Annotated in this window: 3 protein-coding genes; all 3 read right to left on the minus strand. The window is 74.7% G+C overall.

Going from position 1 to position 4195, the window contains the following annotated elements:
* Positions 1 to 2209: xanthine dehydrogenase family protein molybdopterin-binding subunit (locus AC30N0_RS05050; RefSeq protein WP_489516839.1), on the minus strand; the 2209-nt coding region annotated here is incomplete at its 3' end.
* The gene (locus AC30N0_RS05055; protein ID WP_489516840.1) at positions 2206 to 2673 is read right to left on the minus strand and encodes a (2Fe-2S)-binding protein; all 468 of its coding nucleotides are present in this window, start codon (positions 2671 to 2673) and stop codon (positions 2206 to 2208) included. The genes AC30N0_RS05055 and AC30N0_RS05050, both read right to left, overlap by 4 nt.
* Positions 2670 to 4016 (minus strand): c-type cytochrome, encoded by a 1347-nt coding sequence (locus AC30N0_RS05060; RefSeq protein ID WP_489516841.1) that lies wholly within the window; start codon positions 4014 to 4016, stop codon positions 2670 to 2672. Before AC30N0_RS05060 ends, AC30N0_RS05055 begins: the two co-directional genes overlap by 4 nt.
* Between the last annotated feature and the right edge of the window lie 179 nt (positions 4017 to 4195).

Raw genomic sequence — 4195 nt, forward strand, 5'->3', positions numbered from 1 at the left:
CAGCGCGGACGCGCTGCGGCGTGAACGGGATCTCGCGCAGGCGCACGCCGGTGGCGTCGGCGACGGCGTTGGCCAGCGCCGCCCCGGCCGGCCCCTGCGCCGCCTCGCCGGTGCCGAGGAAGGGCAGGCCGAGCCGGGAGACGAGGTGCACCTCGATGACGGGGGGCACCGACGCGAAGCGCAGGATCGGGTAGCTGCCCCAGTCGACGCTGGTGATCCGTGCCGGCTCCATCGCCACCGACTCGAACAGCGTCCACGACAGCGACTGGATGATCCCGCCCTCGATCTGGTTGCGGATGCCGTCGGGGTTGATCGCCTCGCCGCTGTCGGCCGCGGCGACGGCGCGCAGCACCTGGACCCGGCCGGTGTCGCGCTGCACGTCGACCTCGAAGGCCACGGCGCAGTACCCGGCGAAGTTCTTGTAGCGGGCGAAGGCTAGGCCGCGGCCGCGCCCCGGTGCGCGCTCGAAATTGCGCCAGCCGAAGCGATCGGCGGCGAGCCGGACCACGTCGCGCGCACGCGGGTCGGCCAGGTGGCGGAGGCGGAACTCGACCGGGTCGATGCGGGCCTCGGCGGCGAGCTCGTCCATGAAGGATTCGATCGCGAACACGTTGAGGTAGGCGCCGAGGCCGCGCAGCGCCGACACGCGGACCGGCATCGCCGGGATGAAGTGGTGGACGACCTGCGAGACCGGGAACGTGTAGTACGGGATGGCGTTGCGGTCGCCGCCGCCGGCCGGCTCCGGCAGCGGCTTCGGCGTCGGCAGCCGGAACGGCGGGTCGAGCTGCCAGGCCGGCGCGAGGTTGCCGGCCTGGCCGGGGCGCGTCAGGTGCGAGCCGCTGCGCACCTCGTAGCGCCAGTCGAGCACCTCGCCGCCGTCGCCGAGGCGGGCGCTGACGCGGCCGATCATCGCCGAGCCGTACGGCTCCCAGGCGTGCTCCTCCTCGCGCATCCACTGCACCCTGACCGGCCGGCCGGGCAGGCCGCTCGCCGCCAGCGCGGCATCGGCGGCGGCGTCGTCGGCGCCGTTGTGCCCGTAGCAGCCGGAGCCTTCCATGTGGATGCAGCGGACTCGCTCGACCGGCATCGCCATCATCTCGGCGAGCGCGCTGCGCAGCGGATAGACGCCCTGGCTGTGCGTCCAGATCGTCAGGTGGCCTTCCTGGGCCAGGCCGACCGCGCACGACGGCCCGAGGGAGGCGTGCATCTGGTACGGCCGCCGGTAGGTCGCCTCGATGCTGCGCCCGCCCGGCACGCCCGCGTCGCGCTCGACGACGACCCGGCGCTGCGCCGGCAGGCTCTCCAGGTGCGCGTAGATGTCGCCTGCCTTCGGCAGGTCGCTGCGCTCTTCCCACTTCGCGCTGCGCGCCAGGGCCCGCACCGCCTTCACCGCCTGGTACTCGCGCTCGGCGATGACGGCGACGTGGCTGCCGTGGCGGACGATCTTCAGCACGCCGGGCAGGCTCCTTTCCAGGCTCGGGTCGTACGAGAGCAGGCGCGCCGCGTAGCTCGGCGCGCGCAGCACCCGCGCGTGGACGAGGCCGGGCGGGCGGAAGTCGTGGACGTAGATCGTCTGGCCGGTCAGCTTGGCCGGGATATCGACGCGGCTCATCGGCTTGCCCATCACGGTGCGCGAGCGCGGGTCGCGCAGCGCCGACCGGGGCTTGGCCCGCACGTGCAGCGTCCTGCCCTCGACAAGGGCGCCGTAGGTGAGCTGCCGGCCGCCCGGTGCGGCGACGACGCCATCCTGCACCGTCAATTGCGCCGCCGGCACGTTGAGCCGGGTGGCGGCGAGGCCGACGAGGATCTCGCGCACCTGCGCAGCGGCGTGGAGCAGGGCGGTGCCGCTGTCGGCCATCGACGAGCTGCCGGCGGTGTAGCCCTCGTTCGGCGTTGCGCCGGTGTCGGCCGTGATCAGCCGCACGCGCGCCGGATCGACCGCCAGCTCCTCGCAGGCGACCTGCAGCAGCGCCGTCTTGACGCCCTGGCCGAGCTCGACCTTGCCGGTGACGACGGTGATGCTGTCGTCGGCGCCGATGCGGATCCAGGCGTCGAGCAAGGGCTCCTGCTCGAGGCTGCCCGGCAGCTTCGGGTTCTCCACCGGCACCTCGCCGAGCATCTGCGGCTCGCGCCGCGGCGTGTCGGCGGCGCGCAGCGAGAAGCTCAGCACCAGGGCGCCGCCGGCGCCGAGGAAGCGGCGTCGCTTCACCGCCCGCCCTCGAGGCGCTGCGCCGCCCGGCCGACCGCGCGCAGGATGCGGCTGTGCGTGCCGCAGCGGCAGAGGTTGGCGTTCATGTGGGCCCGGATCTGCGCCTCGCTCGGCGTCGCGTTGCGCTGCAGCAGGGCCTGCGCGCGCATGATCATCCCGGGGATGCAGAAGCCGCACTGCGCCGCCTGCTCCTCGATGAAGGCGGCCTGCACCGGCCCCGGCTTGGCGGCGCTGCCGAGGCCTTCCAGCGTCGTGATGCGCCGGCCCGGCAGCACCGAGATCGGCGTGATGCACGAGAGCACCGCCTCGCCGTCGACGATGACGGTGCAGGCGCCGCACTGGCCGAGGCCGCAGCCGTACTTGGCGCCGTTGAGCTGCAGGTGGTCGCGCAGCACGTAGAGGAGCGGCGTGTCGGCGTCGGCATCGACCGCGCGGTCGGCGCCGTTGACGTTGAGGGTGATCATGGCTGGCGGGCCTTGCGGACTTCCCCGGCCACGTCGGGCCAGGGCGGGGCGTCGGCGGCGGCGCGGCGGAGGTAGCGCGCCAGCGCCGTCATCTGCTCGTCGGTCAGGGCGCCGGCGAAGCCTGGCATCCAGCGGCCGCGCTCGCCTTCGGCCGGCGCGATCCCTTCGCGGACGATCCGGATCAGGCTCGCCGGCGTCGGCTCGTACACCGCCACGGCGAGCGGCAGCTGCAGGCCGCTGCCCGAGGACAGCTGGCGGCCGAGCTCGTGGCAACCGGCGCAGGCGCCCGCATACACGGTGGCGCCGAGGCGCAGGGCGGCTTCGTCTTCCGGCGCCGGCGCGGCCTGGCGGCTCGTCGCCAGCGCCAGCGGCCCCTGCGCCGCGCGCTGCGCGCTCGCCTTCGCGCGCGCGGTCTGCTCCGGCGTCGGGCTGCCCATGAGCGAATGGACGTAGGTGGCGATGGCATGCACGTCGGCTTCGGGGATCCGGCCCAGGCTGCGCACCACGCCCTGCATCGGCCCGCCGGCGATGGCGTGGTTCTCGACCAGGCCGGTGTGCAGGTAGGTCGTCAGCGCCTCGACCGTCCAGGGCACCGGCGACGGCGACGACGCGTTCAGGGCCGGCGAGTACCAGCCTTCGGCGAAGCCGCCGTCGAGGTGGCGGCCGCGCCGCTCGGCGCCGAAGGCGTTGCGCGGCGAATGGCAGGCGCTGCAGTGCGTCAGGCCCTCGACCAGGTAGGCGCCGCGGTTCCACTCCGCGCTCTGTGCCGGGTTCGGGCGGAACGCGTCGCGCGAGAAGAAGAGCAGCTTCCAGCCCGCCAAGAGCGGCCGGAAGCCGAGCGGGAAGGCGAGCTCGTTGGCGGGCGCGCGGGCAGGGACCGGCGTTCGCGTCATCAGGTAGGCGTAGAGCGCGCGCAGGTCCTCGCTGCCGAGCCGGGTGTAGTGGGTGTACGGGAACGCCGGGTAGAGGTGCGCGCCGTGGCGGTCGATCCCCTTGCGCATGGCCCGGTCGAACGCCTCCTGCGACCAGCGGCCGATGCCGGTGTCCGGGTCGGGCGTGATGTTGGTCGAGTAGACGATCCCGAACGGCGTCTCGAGCGCCAGGCCGCCGGCGAACGCGGCGCCGCCCGGCCCGGCATGGCAGCCGATGCAGTTGCCCGCGCTCGCGAGGATCGCGCCTCGCTCGATCAGCGTCGGCTCGAAGCTGCTGCGCGGCGGCGGCTCGATGGCGTCGATCGCTGGCTGCCAGGCCAGCGTCGCCAGGACGACGGCGACGAGCGCCAGCAGCACCAGCGCCAGCAGCAGGGCGCGACGCCAGCGTGGGGAGGTCCGTGCCTGACGCATCGGGGGCCCGCGGCAACCCGCATGCCGACGCCGGCGCGGCGCCCGGCGGCAGCGGCGTCAGCCGGCGGATTTCCCTCTCATGGCACGCGACCAGTGCGCGTCGAGCGGCGTCGCCGGCCGGCGCGCCAGCCGCTCGGCGAGGAGCGCGCGGCCGACGCTGCGCTCGCCGCCCCGCGCCG

The sequence above is a fragment of the Rhizobacter sp. genome, from assembly GCF_031412495.1.
Lineage (GTDB): Bacteria > Pseudomonadota > Gammaproteobacteria > Burkholderiales > Burkholderiaceae_C > Schlegelella_A.